Source organism: Citrobacter sp. (genome assembly GCF_050252275.1).
GTDB classification, from domain to species: domain Bacteria; phylum Pseudomonadota; class Gammaproteobacteria; order Enterobacterales; family Enterobacteriaceae; genus Citrobacter_A; species Citrobacter_A amalonaticus.
Genome location: NZ_JBFWLF010000122.1, coordinates 1 through 12,729, shown reverse-complemented (window position 1 = coordinate 12,729; position 12,729 = coordinate 1). Strand labels below are relative to the sequence as shown.

Annotated in this window: 12 protein-coding genes and 3 tRNA genes; all 15 read left to right on the top strand. The window is 52.1% G+C overall.

All coding sequences use genetic code 11. The features are described 5' to 3' along the window. A partial coding sequence (gene mngB / locus AB7E14_RS12100; protein ID WP_428169554.1) for a mannosylglycerate hydrolase occupies positions 1 to 2,297 on the top strand: 2,297 nt, incomplete at its 5' end. A 681-nt stretch (positions 2,298 to 2,978) separates the two neighbouring features. Then, the gene (cydA, locus tag AB7E14_RS12095; protein WP_043001343.1) at positions 2,979 to 4,547 is read left to right on the top strand and encodes a cytochrome ubiquinol oxidase subunit I; all 1,569 of its coding nucleotides are present in this window, start codon (positions 2,979 to 2,981) and stop codon (positions 4,545 to 4,547) included. A 15-nt stretch (positions 4,548 to 4,562) separates the two neighbouring features. Then, on the top strand, positions 4,563 to 5,702 hold the full coding sequence (cydB, locus tag AB7E14_RS12090) for a cytochrome d ubiquinol oxidase subunit II (RefSeq protein WP_043001342.1): 1,140 nt from the start codon (positions 4,563 to 4,565) through the stop codon (positions 5,700 to 5,702). Positions 5,703 to 5,716: 14 nt separating this feature from the next. Then, complete coding sequence (gene cydX, locus AB7E14_RS12085) at positions 5,717 to 5,830, top strand: cytochrome bd-I oxidase subunit CydX (protein WP_042320599.1); 114 nt, start codon at positions 5,717 to 5,719, stop codon at positions 5,828 to 5,830. Next, positions 5,830 to 6,123 (top strand): cyd operon protein YbgE, encoded by a 294-nt coding sequence (gene ybgE, locus AB7E14_RS12080; RefSeq protein ID WP_044266309.1) that lies wholly within the window; start codon positions 5,830 to 5,832, stop codon positions 6,121 to 6,123. Before cydX ends, ybgE begins: the two co-directional genes overlap by 1 nt. A gap of 316 nt (positions 6,124 to 6,439) precedes the next feature. Continuing rightward, on the top strand, positions 6,440 to 6,844 hold the full coding sequence (ybgC, locus tag AB7E14_RS12075) for a tol-pal system-associated acyl-CoA thioesterase (RefSeq protein WP_043001341.1): 405 nt from the start codon (positions 6,440 to 6,442) through the stop codon (positions 6,842 to 6,844). Continuing rightward, entirely contained in the window at positions 6,841 to 7,533 is a 693-nt protein-coding gene (gene tolQ / locus AB7E14_RS12070; protein WP_080343208.1) for a Tol-Pal system protein TolQ, read from the top strand. Before ybgC ends, tolQ begins: the two co-directional genes overlap by 4 nt. A 3-nt stretch (positions 7,534 to 7,536) precedes the next feature. Then, positions 7,537 to 7,965 carry a colicin uptake protein TolR gene (tolR, locus tag AB7E14_RS12065; protein ID WP_042320591.1) on the top strand — a complete coding sequence of 143 codons (429 nt, stop codon included), beginning with the start codon at positions 7,537 to 7,539 and terminating at the stop codon, positions 7,963 to 7,965. Positions 7,966 to 8,027: 62 nt separating this feature from the next. Continuing rightward, positions 8,028 to 9,230, top strand: a complete 1,203-nt coding sequence (gene tolA / locus AB7E14_RS12060; protein ID WP_044327491.1) for a cell envelope integrity protein TolA — start codon at positions 8,028 to 8,030, stop codon at positions 9,228 to 9,230. Between the two features lie 131 nt (positions 9,231 to 9,361). Further along, complete coding sequence (tolB, locus tag AB7E14_RS12055) at positions 9,362 to 10,654, top strand: Tol-Pal system beta propeller repeat protein TolB (RefSeq protein WP_043001339.1); 1,293 nt, start codon at positions 9,362 to 9,364, stop codon at positions 10,652 to 10,654. Positions 10,655 to 10,688: 34 nt separating this feature from the next. After that, positions 10,689 to 11,207, top strand: a complete 519-nt coding sequence (gene pal, locus AB7E14_RS12050) for a peptidoglycan-associated lipoprotein Pal (RefSeq protein WP_006685431.1) — start codon at positions 10,689 to 10,691, stop codon at positions 11,205 to 11,207. 9 nt (positions 11,208 to 11,216) lie between these two features. After that, positions 11,217 to 12,011, top strand: a complete 795-nt coding sequence (gene cpoB, locus AB7E14_RS12045; RefSeq protein ID WP_316961890.1) for a cell division protein CpoB — start codon at positions 11,217 to 11,219, stop codon at positions 12,009 to 12,011. Between the two features lie 163 nt (positions 12,012 to 12,174). Beyond that, a tRNA-Lys gene (locus AB7E14_RS12040) sits at positions 12,175 to 12,250 on the top strand. Positions 12,251 to 12,386: 136 nt separating this feature from the next. After that, positions 12,387 to 12,462: transfer RNA gene (locus tag AB7E14_RS12035), tRNA-Val, on the top strand. Between the two features lie 3 nt (positions 12,463 to 12,465). Continuing rightward, a tRNA-Lys gene (locus AB7E14_RS12030) sits at positions 12,466 to 12,541 on the top strand. Positions 12,542 to 12,729 lie beyond the last annotated feature (188 nt).

Below are 12,729 nucleotides of genomic sequence, written 5' to 3'. Positions count from 1 at the left end.
TGGCTTTTGGCGAGCCGATGAAAATTGGCTATCTACCCGATTCCTTTGGCATGTCGGGACAGCTTCCGCATATCTACAACGGATTTGGCATCACCCGCACGATGTTCTGGCGCGGTTGTTCAGAGCGACACGGTACCGATAAGACCGAGTTTTTATGGCAAAGCAGCGATGGCAGTGAAGTCGTCGCACAGGTACTGCCACTGGGTTACGCGATTGGTAAGTACTTACCCGAGGATGAGAACGGGCTGCGCAAACGGCTTGACAGCTATTTTGAGGTGCTGGAAAAAGCGTCTGTGACAAAAGAGATTTTGCTGCCGAATGGTCACGATCAGATGCCGCTGCAACAGAACATTTTTGCGGTGATGGACAAACTGCGCGAGATCTACCCGCAGCGAAAGTTTGTGATGAGCCGTTTTGAAGCGGTGTTTGAACATATCGAGAATCGACGTGAACAACTGGCTACGCTGAAAGGCGAGTTTATTGACGGTAAGTATATGCGAGTACACCGCACGATTGGCTCGACGCGGATGGACATCAAACTCATTCATGCGCGTATTGAAAATAAGGTAGTCAATATCCTTGAACCTCTGGCGACGCTGGCCTGGACGCTTGGCTTTGAGTATCACCACGGTTTGCTGGAAAAAATGTGGAAAGAGATTTTAAAAAATCATGCTCACGACAGCATTGGATGTTGCTGCAGCGATAAGGTTCACCGGGAAATCATCGCGCGCTTCGAACTGGCGGAGGATATGGCGGATAACCTGATCCGCTTTTATCTGCGCAAAATCACGGACAACATGCCGCTCAGCGACAGCGATAAACTGGCGCTGTTTAACCTGATGCCGTGGCCGCGTGAAGAGGTGATTAACACAACGATCCGCCTGAGAGGTCATCAGTTTTGCCTGCGTGACGATCGGGGAAATCCCGTTCCCTTTTTTGTTCGCGGGGTTCGCGAAATCGATCCTGGTCTGATAGACAGGCAGATCGTGCATTACGGTAACTACGAACCGTTTATGGAGTTTGATATCCAGATCCAGCAGATTGTACCGTCGATGGGTTATCGCACACTGTACGTAACGCAAGGGGAGGCGGGAAATCACGTTGCGCCAGAAACGCCAGGGGCAGAAGTGCTGGAAAATGCGTTCTGGCAGATAGCCGTTAACGACGACGGAACGCTGCGTCTGTATGACAAAGAAAGCGACATCTGCTATGACCGCGTTCTGGTGCTGGAAGAGGGATCTGATGATGGGGATGAGTATGACTACTCGCCCGCCAGAGAAGAGTGGCGGTTGACTTCCGCATCGGTAAAAGCAGAGTGTGTTATGACCCATGAAGCCTGGCAAAGCCGGGCGCGGATTCGTTATCAAATGGACGTGCCGCTCAATCTTACGGAACGTCGCGCTCGCCAGCGTAGCGGTAGGGTTGGGGTTGAAATAACGGTCATCCTGAGTCACAACAGCAGGCGAATTGATATTGAAGTCCTTCTGGACAACCAGGCAGACGATCATCGTCTGCGGGTACTGATCCCCACTCCGTTTGTGACCGACACTGTGCTGGCAGATACGCAGTTTGGTACGGTGAGTCGCCCCGTGCGGGATCCCGCACTGGCAAACTGGCGGGAAGAGGGCTGGAAAGAGGCACCGATTCCCGTCTGGAATATGCTTAACTATGCGACGCTTCAGGAGGGCAAAAATGGTCTGGCAGTTTTCACTGAAGGATTGCGGGAATTTGAAGTGCTGGGTGACCGGGAAAAAACTTTCGCCATCACGCTACTACGCGGTGTAGGACTACTGGGGAAAGAGGATCTGCTTTTGCGTCCAGGTCGTCCTTCAGGCATTAAAATGGCGGTACCGGATGCACAACTGCGCGGACGGTTGCACTGTCGGTTGAGCCTTTTCAGTTATACCGGTACGCCTGTGAACGCCGGTATTGCTCAGCAGGCCAGGGCCTGGCTTACACCCGTACAGTGTTATAACAAGATTCCGTGGGATGCGATGAAACTGAACATGGCCGGTTTCATGACGCCTGACCGCTACAGTTTGTTCACTATGCCACCGGTTGGGTGTCAGTTGAGCACCCTGAAGAAAGCTGAAGGGGGGGATGAACTGATCCTGCGCCTGTTTAATCCCTCCGATTCGGAGCCATGCGACGCAACGGTTGCCTTCGGCAGCGCGGTTCAATCGTGTACAGAAACGCGCCTGGATGAGCAGCCGCTTAAGAGCGTTGATGAAAAGCGTAGCGACTTCGGCCCGGTTTTGCCGGGACAAACACGAACGTTCAGCTACAAAATTGTGTGAATAGCCAGCAAACAGACACAAGCCACGCATCGCGTGGCTTTTTTCTTAACAGAATAATAACTGTGCGGTGTTAATTTATACCGCTATAAAAGTGAAGTAATTGTGAATACTAACGCGTGAAATTTATATCCTGGCAAATAACAATAAATTGTCTACGCTGAACTCATCGGGAAAGGGAAGATAAATTCCTGTGTTGGCGTTAATTAAAACACTGTTTTTTTATATATACATTTTCACTTAGTAACCATCCCTCCCGTAGATGCACATGTTTGCAACATGTTTTTCACCATAATTACTCCATTTAAACATAGTTAACAAAAAGTCCTGTTTTTGATTTAAATCAAGGTTTAAACATTGGAAAACCGACGTGAAACGAGTTAAATTGTCGCCGATCAAATTGGTGGAAAAGTGATGAATTCGCCATAAATTGATCACTGTCGAAAAATGCAAATATTCCTCAATAAAAACCTGTTTATTGTAAGGATTTTGCGGCGTAATATAATTGCGGGATCAATTTGAGTTTTTTATTAACATGTTTGTAACCTTTCGCCCTTTCTGTTTCCTTCTCCAGGAAAACGGCAACGGCGAGAGTGCACAAATAAATTTGTATTGGGGCATGCGTGTGACCCTTTCTAACGGGGTTCACTCTCGGAGTCTTCATGCGATGAGCAAGGAGTCATGATGTTAGATATAGTCGAACTGTCGCGCTTACAGTTTGCCTTGACCGCGATGTACCACTTCCTCTTTGTGCCACTGACGCTCGGTATGGCGTTCCTGCTGGCCATTATGGAAACGGTTTACGTCCTTTCCGGCAAACAGATTTATAAAGATATGACTAAGTTCTGGGGCAAGTTGTTTGGTATCAACTTCGCCCTGGGTGTCGCAACCGGGTTGACCATGGAGTTCCAGTTCGGGACAAACTGGTCTTACTATTCCCACTACGTTGGGGATATCTTCGGTGCGCCGCTGGCGATCGAAGGTCTGATGGCCTTCTTCCTCGAATCCACCTTTGTAGGTCTGTTCTTCTTCGGCTGGGATCGTCTGGGTAAAGTTCAGCACATGGCGGTAACCTGGCTGGTCGCATTAGGTTCTAACCTGTCCGCTCTGTGGATCCTGGTCGCAAACGGCTGGATGCAGAACCCTATCGCATCGGATTTCAACTTCGAAACCATGCGTATGGAGATGGTGAGCTTCTCTGAACTGGTCCTTAACCCGGTAGCCCAGGTGAAATTTGTGCACACCGTGGCGTCTGGCTACGTGACCGGTGCGATGTTCATCCTCGGTATCAGTGCTTATTACCTGCTGAAAGGTCGCGACATCGCTTTCGCAAAACGCTCTTTTGCTATCGCTGCCAGTTTCGGTATGGCTGCTGTGCTGTCTGTTATCGTTCTGGGTGATGAATCCGGTTACGAAATGGGTGACGTGCAGAAAACCAAACTCGCGGCCATTGAAGCAGAGTGGGAGACTCAGCCCGCTCCAGCTGCCTTTACCCTGTTTGGTATTCCGGATCAGGATTCGCAGGAAAACAAACTGGCGATTCAGATCCCGTATGCGCTGGGCATCATTGCGACACGTTCTGTCGACACGCCAGTTATCGGTCTGAAAGACCTGATGGTGCAGCATGAAGAGCGTATCCGTAACGGGATGAAAGCGTATGAACTGCTGGAGCAACTGCGTGCCGGTTCGACCGACCAGGCGGTTCGCGATCAGTTCAACGTGATGAAAAAAGACCTGGGTTACGGCCTGCTGCTGAAACGCTATACCCCGAACGTCTCTGATGCGACTGAAGCGCAGATTCAGCAGGCGACGAAAGATTCTATTCCTCGCGTTGCGCCGCTGTATTTTGCCTTCCGTATCATGGTGGCCTGTGGCTTCCTGCTGCTGGCGATCATTGCGCTCTCCTTCTGGAGCGTGATTCGTAACCGCATCGGTGAGAAGAAATGGCTGCTGCGCGCCGCGCTGTACGGTATTCCACTGCCGTGGATTGCAGTAGAAGCCGGCTGGTTTGTTGCCGAATATGGCCGTCAGCCGTGGGCGATCGGTGAGGTGTTGCCAACCGCAGTGGCGAACTCGTCGCTGACCGTCGGTGACCTGCTGTTCTCCATGATCCTGATTTGTGGCCTGTATACCCTGTTCCTGGTGGCTGAACTGTTCCTGATGTTCAAGTTCGCACGCCTTGGCCCAAGCAGCCTGAAAACGGGTCGCTACCACTATGAGCAGTCCACCGTGGCTTCTCAGCCGGCACGCTAAGACAGGAGTCGTCAAATGATCGATTATGAAGTACTACGTTTTATCTGGTGGCTGCTGGTTGGCATTCTGCTGATTGGTTTTGCGGTCACCGATGGCTTCGACATGGGGGTGGGCATGCTCACCCGTTTCCTCGGTCGTAACGACACCGAGCGTCGAATTATGATTAACTCCATCGCCCCGCACTGGGACGGTAACCAGGTGTGGCTGATCACCGCGGGTGGCGCGTTGTTTGCAGCCTGGCCGATGGTCTACGCCGCGGCGTTTTCCGGTTTCTATGTGGCGATGATCCTCGTGCTGGCATCCTTGTTCTTCCGTCCGGTCGGTTTTGATTACCGCTCCAAGATTGAAGACACCCGCTGGCGCAACATGTGGGACTGGGGCATCTTCGTGGGGAGCTTCGTGCCGCCGCTGGTGATCGGCGTGGCATTCGGCAACCTGTTGCAGGGCGTACCGTTCCATATCGACGAGTATCTGCGTCTGTTCTACACCGGTAATTTCTTCCAGTTGCTGAATCCGTTTGGTCTGCTGGCGGGCGTGGTGAGCGTAGGGATGATCATTACTCAGGGCGCAACCTATCTGCAAATGCGTACCGTAGGTGAACTGCACCTGCGTGCACGTGCGACATCGCAGATTGCGGCGCTGGTCACTCTGGTCTGCTTCGCACTGGCGGGTGTCTGGGTGATGTACGGTATTGATGGCTACGTGGTGACCTCTGCGATTGATCATCATGCAGCGTCTAACCCGCTGACCAAAGAAGTGGCACGTGAAGCGGGTGCCTGGATGGTCAACTTCAACAATGCACCGATCCTGTGGCTGGTTCCGGCACTGGGTGTGGCGCTGCCGTTGCTGACGATTCTGACGTCCCGCATGGAGAAAGGGGCATGGGCATTCCTGTTCTCTTCTCTGACGCTGGCCTGCATCATCCTGACTGCCGGTATCGCCATGTTCCCGTTCGTGATGCCTTCAAGCACCATGATGAACGCGAGCCTGACCATGTGGGATGCGACGTCCAGTCAGTTGACGTTGAATCTGATGACCTGGGTTGCTGTGGTGTTTGTTCCGATCATTCTCATCTACACCAGCTGGTGTTACTGGAAAATGTTCGGTCGCATCACCAAAGAGCATATTGAAAACAATACCCACTCTCTGTACTAAGTAAGGAGCAAACTATGTGGTATTTCGCCTGGATTCTGGGAACGCTTCTTGCCTGTGCATTTGGGATCATCACTGCGCTGGCCCTTGAGCACGTCGAGGCAAGCAAAGACGGTCAAGAAGAACACTGATGACCACCCTGATCGCGATGCAATATAACGCGATGGACAAGCGCCCGTTACGGGCGCTTTCTTTGGTGATGGCGCTAGTGTTAGCAGGATGTATGTTTTGGGATCCCTCCCGCTTCGCGGCTAAAACCAGCGGGCTGGAAATCTGGCACGGTCTGCTGCTGATGTGGGCGGTCTGTGCGGGCATCATTCATGGCGTGGGCTTTCGTCCTCGCGCCGTGCACTGGCAGGGGATTTTCTCTCCGCTACTCGCCGATATCGTGCTTATTGTCGGTCTGATATTCTTCTTCTTTTGAATAAGAAACATCCTGAATGATCTATGGGCTTGCATAAGCCCATATATTTTTACTCTCCCTTAACTTCCCCCCATTCCCAAGCCTCAATCGCGCGCGTATAGTAGCAACGTTTAAAGGCACTAACGTGAGGCTGTGTCCTGCCATCCGTAAACAATGGCAGTCAACAACCTAATTGCATTACCGGGATGTAAAGTGAATACAACGCTATATACAACAGCATTCTTGAAGCATCGCGGCGGTAAGTACGCGAATCACCAGGAGCTTACAGGCGTAAGTGACGGTGTGAGTGGACGAAGCCAACAAAAAGGCAGCAGGAATGAATAAGTATATATTTCGATGGCCGGTACGTGTTTACTATGAAGACACCGACGCCGGTGGTGTGGTTTATCACGCCAGTTACGTCGCTTTTTATGAACGAGCACGCACAGAGATGCTGCGTCATCATCACTTCAGTCAGCAGGTGCTGTTGGCTGAGCGAGTTGCCTTCGTGGTGCGTAAAATGACGCTGGAATACTACGCGCCTGCGCGACTCGACGATATGCTCGAAATCCAAACAGAAATTACGTCAATGCGTGGCACCTCTTTGGTTTTCACGCAACGCATTGTCAACGCAGAGAACACCGTGCTCAATGAGGCTGAGGTTCTGATTGTTTGCGTTGATCCACTCAAAATGAAGCCTCGTGCGCTTCCCAAGTCTATTGTCGCGGAGTTTAAGCAGTGACTGACATGAATATCCTTGATTTGTTCCTGAAGGCAAGCCTTCTGGTTAAACTTATCATGTTGATTTTGATTGGTTTTTCAATCGCATCCTGGGCCATCATTATCCAGCGGACCCGTATTCTTAACGCCGCCGCGCGTGAAGCCGAAGCGTTCGAAGACAAATTCTGGTCCGGAATTGAACTGTCTCGCCTGTATCAGGAGAGTCAGGGACGCCGTGATAATCTGGCGGGTTCGGAACAAATCTTTTATAGCGGGTTCAAAGAGTTTGCACGATTGCATCGGGCAAACAGCCATGCGCCGGAAGCAGTGGTGGAAGGGGCATCTCGTGCGATGCGGATCTCGATGAACCGTGAACTTGAAACGCTGGAAACGCATATTCCGTTCCTCGGCACCGTGGGTTCCATCAGCCCGTATATCGGTCTGTTCGGTACCGTGTGGGGGATCATGCATGCGTTTATTGCGCTCGGGGCGGTAAAACAGGCGACGTTGCAGATGGTTGCACCGGGTATCGCGGAAGCATTGATTGCTACGGCGATTGGTCTGTTTGCGGCAATCCCGGCGGTCATGGCCTACAACCGTCTGAATCAGCGTGTTAACAAGCTGGAACTGAATTACGACAACTTTATGGAAGAGTTCACCGCGATTCTGCACCGTCAGGCGTTTACCGTTAGCGAAAGCAACAAGGGGTAAGCCATGGCCAGATCGCGTGGACGAGGTCGTCGCGACCTGAAGTCCGAAATCAACATCGTACCGTTGCTCGACGTGCTGTTGGTGCTGCTGCTGATCTTTATGGCGACAGCGCCAATCATTACGCAGAGCGTGGAAGTCGATCTGCCGGATGCGACCGAGTCGCAGGCCGTGAGCAGTAACGATAATCCGCCGGTCATTATTGAGGTTTCCGGAGTAGGGCAGTACAGCGTGGTGGTTGAGAAAGATCGTATGGATCAACTGCCGCCGGAACAGGTGATCGCCGAGGCGAAAAGTCGCCTGGAGTCCAATCCGAAAACGGTCTTCTTGATCGGGGGCGCGAAAGATGTGCCTTACGATGAAATAATTAAAGCGCTGAACTTGTTGCACAGTGCAGGTGTGAAGTCGGTTGGCTTAATGACGCAGCCTATCTGATCATTTGCGTCTCTGGTTTTAAAGAGAACGTGTAACAGGCGAACAGTTTTTGGGAACCGAGAGTGTCAAAGGCAACCGAACAAAACGACAAGCTCAAACGGGCGATAATTATTTCAGCGGTGCTGCATGTCATCCTATTTGCAGTCCTGATCTGGAGTTCGTTCGATGAGCATATTGAGGCTTCAGCCGGCGGCGGCGGTGGTTCTTCCATCGATGCCGTGATGGTTGATCCTGGCGCCGTGGTTCAGCAGTACGAACGTCAGCAGCAGCAACAGTCAAGTGCGCAGCGTGCCAAAGAGCAACGTGAAAAACTGGAGCAGCAGCAGGCGGAAGAGCTTCGTGAGAAGCAGGCTGCCGAACAGGAACGGCTTAAGCAGATCGAGAAAGAACGTTTAGCGGCTCAGGAACAGCAGAAGCAGGCTGAAGCCGACGCGAAGAAAGCGCAGGAACAGCAGAAACAGGCTGAAGAAGCGGCGAAGAAAGCAGCAGCGGATGCCAAAGCGAAAGCTGATGCGCAGGTGAAAGAAGCCGCAGAAGCCGCGAAAAAAGCCGCGGCGGATGCACAGAAGAAAGCCGAAGCAGAGGCGGCAAAAGCCGCTGCTGACGCGAAGAAGAAAGCAGAAGCGGCTAAAGCGGCTGCCGATGCGAAGAAAAAAGCCGAGGCCGAAGCCGCTAAGCAAGCTGCCGCGGAAAAAGCGGCTGCAGCCAAAGCCGCCGCCGCCGAGAAAGCCGCTGCTGAGAAAAAAGCCGCCGCAGAAAAGGCCGCCGCTGATAAAAAAGCTGCAGCTGAGAAAGCCGCTGCCGATAAGAAAGCAGCAGCCGAGAAAGCCGCTGCGGCCAAAAAGGCCGCTGCTGAAAAAGCGGCTGCGGCATCTGGCGTTGATGATTTGCTTGGCGATCTTAGCTCCGGTAAGAATGCGCCGAAAACCGGCGGTGGGGCAAAAGGGAACAACGCTTCTCCTGCGGGGAGTGGTAATACTAAAAATAATGGCGCATCAGGCGCGGATATCAGCAATTATGCCGGGCAGATTAAATCTGCCATTGAAAGCAAGTTCTACGACGCATCGTCTTATGCAGGTAAAACCTGTACGCTGCGGATAAAACTGGCTTCTGACGGTATGCTGCTCGACATCCAGTCTGAAGGTGGCGATCCCGCGCTTTGTCAGGCAGCGCTTGCTGCAGCCCGACAAGCGAAGATTCCAAAACCACCGAGCCAGGCGGTATATGAAGTGTTTAAAAACGCACCTCTGGACTTTAAACCGTAAGCTAAACTTTCCCCGTTATGACGGGGAAAACAATCTGCGGTAGTCGCTGGGTTCTGGTAGTTTTGTGTATTTGAGTTTGTTAACATTCTGCTAAATTATCGTGGGCTGATCGCCTGGATAAGGGAGATATGATGAAGCAGGCATTACGAGTAGCATTTGGTTTTCTGATGCTGTGGGCAGCGGTGCTGCACGCAGAAGTACGTATTGAGATAACCCAGGGGGTGGACTCGGCGCGCCCGATTGGGGTTGTGCCATTCCAGTGGGCTGGGCCGGGTGCTGCACCTGAAGATATCGGTGGCATTGTTGGCGCTGACCTGCGCAACAGCGGTAAATTTAATCCGTTAGATCGGTCTCGTTTGCCACAACAGCCGGGGACTGCGCAGGACGTTCAACCTGCTGCATGGTCTGCGCTGGGGATTGACGCGGTCGTGGTCGGTCAGGTGACTCCGAATCCGGACGGTTCCTACAATGTTGCTTACCAGCTGGTTGACACCGGCGGTGCGCCGGGTACTGTACTGGCTCAGAACTCTTACAAAGTGAACAAGCAGTGGCTGCGTTATGCCGGCCATACTGCCAGTGACGAAGTGTTTGAGAAACTGACCGGTATTAAAGGCGCATTCCGTACCCGTATCGCGTATGTTGTTCAGACTAACGGCGGTCAGTTCCCGTATGAACTGCGCGTGTCTGACTACGATGGCTACAACCAGTTTGTGGTTCACCGTTCACCGCAGCCGTTGATGTCTCCGGCCTGGTCTCCGGACGGTTCTAAACTGGCGTATGTCACCTTCGAAAGCGGTCGTTCTGCGCTGGTTATTCAGACGTTGTCTAACGGCGCGGTCCGTCAGGTTGCGTCATTCCCGCGTCACAACGGTGCGCCTGCGTTCTCTCCGGATGGCAGCAAACTGGCGTTTGCCCTGTCAAAAACCGGGAGCCTGAACCTGTATGTGATGGATATTGGTTCTGGCCAGATCCGTCAGGTGACCGATGGTCGCAGCAACAATACGGAGCCGACCTGGTTCCCGGACAGCCAGAACCTGGCCTTTACATCGGATCAGGCGGGTCGTCCGCAAGTGTATAAAGTTAACGTTAACGGCGGTGCTCCGCAGCGTATTACCTGGGAAGGTTCACAAAACCAGGATGCTGATGTCAGCAGCGACGGCAAATTTATGGTAATGGTAAGCTCGGCGAATGGTCAGCAGCACATTGCCAAACAAGATCTGGTAGCGGGTGGCGTACAAGTTCTGTCGTCAACGTTCCTGGACGAAACGCCAAGTCTGGCACCTAACGGCACTATGGTAATCTACAGCTCTTCTCAGGGGATGGGATCCGTGCTGAATTTGGTTTCTACAGATGGGCGTTTCAAAGCGCGTCTTCCGGCAACTGATGGACAGGTTAAATTCCCTGCCTGGTCGCCGTATCTGTGATAATAAATAATTGATTAATAAAGGAATCATTGAAATGCAACTGAACAAAGTGCTGAAAGGGCTGATGATCGCTCTGCCTGTTATGGCTATTGCGGCATGTTCTTCTAACAAGAACGCCAGCAATGACGGCAGCGAAGGCATGCTGGGTGCCGGCACTGGTATGGATGCAAACGGCAGCGGCAACATGTCCTCTGAAGAGCAGGCTCGTCTGCAGATGCAACAGCTGCAGCAGAACAACATCGTTTACTTCGATCTGGACAAGTACGATATCCGTTCTGACTTCGCTGCAATGCTGGATGCGCACGCTAACTTCCTGCGTAGCAACCCGTCTTACAAAGTCACCGTAGAAGGTCACGCGGACGAACGTGGTACTCCTGAGTACAACATCTCCCTGGGTGAACGTCGTGCGAACGCTGTTAAGATGTACCTGCAGGGTAAAGGCGTTTCTGCTGACCAGATCTCCATCGTTTCTTACGGTAAAGAAAAACCTGCAGTACTGGGTCACGACGAAGCGGCTTACTCCAAAAACCGTCGTGCCGTACTGGTTTACTAAGAGAATTGCATGAGCAGTAACTTCAGACATCATCTGTTGAGTCTGTCGTTACTGGTTGGCATAGCGGCCCCCTGGGCCGCTTTTGCTCAGGCGCCAATCAGTAGTGTCGGCTCAGGCTTGGTCGAAGACCGTGTCACTCAACTCGAGCGTATTTCTAACGCTCACAGCCAGCTTTTAACCCAACTCCAGCAGCAACTCTCTGATAATCAGGCCGATATAGACTCCCTGCGTGGTCAAATTCAGGAAAGTCAGTATCAACTGAATCAGGTAATTGAGCGTCAGAAGCAGATCCTGTTACAGATAGACAGTCTGAGCAGCGGTGGCGCTTCCGCGCAGTCGACAAGCGGCGATCAGAGCGGAGCAACTGCGGGGGCAGCGACGTCTGCGCCTGACGCAGGTGCTGCGACGTCGGGTGCGCCAGTACAAAGCGGTGACGCGAATACCGATTACAATGCGGCAATTGCCCTGGTGCAGGATAAATCCCGCCAGGATGATGCAATTGTGGCATTCCAGAACTTCATCAAAAAGTACCCTGAATCGACTTATCAGCCGAACGCCAACTACTGGCTCGGTCAGTTGAATTACAACAAGGGTAAAAAAGATGATGCCGCGTTTTATTTTGCTTCGGTGGTGAAAAACTACCCGAAGTCACCAAAGGCTGCAGACGCGATGTATAAAGTCGGCGTGATCATGCAGGACAAAGGTGACGCTGCGAAAGCAAAAGCGGTATATCAACAGGTTATCAGCAAATACCCAGGCACCGAAGGCGCAAAACAAGCGCAGAAACGTCTTGGCGCGATGTAATGCACAGCATACGACCAGAAATCGAATTATTTCTGGTCGTGTCGTGTGATTCCTAAGCAGTTGAGTGATCTACATCGAAATTTTTGTTGCGCTCAAATCTTAAATCAGTAATATATGCCGCCGTTGCCAAGGGATATCAAACAAACCAAAAGCAGCGCAAAGTGGGTCGTTAGCTCAGTTGGTAGAGCAGTTGACTTTTAATCAATTGGTCGCAGGTTCGAATCCTGCACGACCCACCAATCGTTCTGGTGGACGCGATAGTAGAACGTGAAGGATAACGTTGCGAAAGCAACGGCCCGTAGGGCGAGGCGAAGCCGAGTCATCCTGCACGACCCACCACGAACAAAGGTAGTCAGTAGTATCCAGCGTAGTATCGGGTGATTAGCTCAGCTGGGAGAGCACCTCCCTTACAAGGAGGGGGTCGGCGGTTCGATCCCGTCATCACCCACCACTCGGGTCGTTAGCTCAGTTGGTAGAGCAGTTGACTTTTAATCAATTGGTCGCAGGTTCGAATCCTGCACGACCCACCAATTTAACATCAAACTCAGATGTTAAACGTGAAGGATAACGTTGCTTCAGCAACGGCCCGAAGGGCGAGGCGAAGCCGAGTCATCCTGCACGACCCACCAATGACTAAATTGGTGACGAGTAAATAATCTTTCAGGTAACACCCAAATGGGTCGTTAGCTCAGTTGGTAGAGCAGTTGTCTTTTAATCA

Coding starts and splice junctions, on each gene's coding strand:
- cydB (WP_043001342.1), top strand. CDS start 4,563: ATGATCGATTATGAAGTACTACGTTTTATCTGGTGGCTGCTGGTTGGC.
- cpoB (WP_316961890.1), top strand. CDS start 11,217: ATGAGCAGTAACTTCAGACATCATCTGTTGAGTCTGTCGTTACTGGTT.
- cydA (WP_043001343.1), top strand. CDS start 2,979: ATGTTAGATATAGTCGAACTGTCGCGCTTACAGTTTGCCTTGACCGCG.
- pal (WP_006685431.1), top strand. CDS start 10,689: ATGCAACTGAACAAAGTGCTGAAAGGGCTGATGATCGCTCTGCCTGTT.
- tolB (WP_043001339.1), top strand. CDS start 9,362: ATGAAGCAGGCATTACGAGTAGCATTTGGTTTTCTGATGCTGTGGGCA.
- tolR (WP_042320591.1), top strand. CDS start 7,537: ATGGCCAGATCGCGTGGACGAGGTCGTCGCGACCTGAAGTCCGAAATC.
- ybgE (WP_044266309.1), top strand. CDS start 5,830: ATGACCACCCTGATCGCGATGCAATATAACGCGATGGACAAGCGCCCG.
- cydX (WP_042320599.1), top strand. CDS start 5,717: ATGTGGTATTTCGCCTGGATTCTGGGAACGCTTCTTGCCTGTGCATTT.
- ybgC (WP_043001341.1), top strand. CDS start 6,440: ATGAATAAGTATATATTTCGATGGCCGGTACGTGTTTACTATGAAGAC.